Annotated in this window: 1 protein-coding gene; it reads left to right on the top strand. The window is 34.6% G+C overall.

The genetic code is table 11. The features are described from left to right. A partial coding sequence (locus AAEY83_RS18720) for a site-specific integrase (protein WP_351061716.1) occupies positions 1–234 on the top strand: 234 nt, incomplete at both ends.

Raw genomic sequence — 234 nt, 5'->3', positions numbered from 1 at the left:
AAATTAGTACAGGTGAGCTAATAGCAAAACATGTAAGAAACTTACCCGATGAAGTGGAATTCATTCAATTATCCGAAGAATTAGAAGATTTAAAATTAGCCACATACATTAATATCTTGGCCTATACAGGCATGAGATATAACGAAGTACTTACATGCAAGGTTGGCTGTGCCAATTACAAAGATGATATTTATTACATTACGGCAATCATGACCAAAACCGACAACAGTAAGG

It is taken from the genome of Psychrobacter sp. TB20-MNA-CIBAN-0197 (assembly GCF_040309765.1).
In the GTDB taxonomy this organism is placed as follows: Bacteria; Pseudomonadota; Gammaproteobacteria; order Pseudomonadales; family Moraxellaceae; genus Psychrobacter; species Psychrobacter submarinus.
This window is presented reverse-complemented; position numbering and strand designations above follow the sequence as displayed.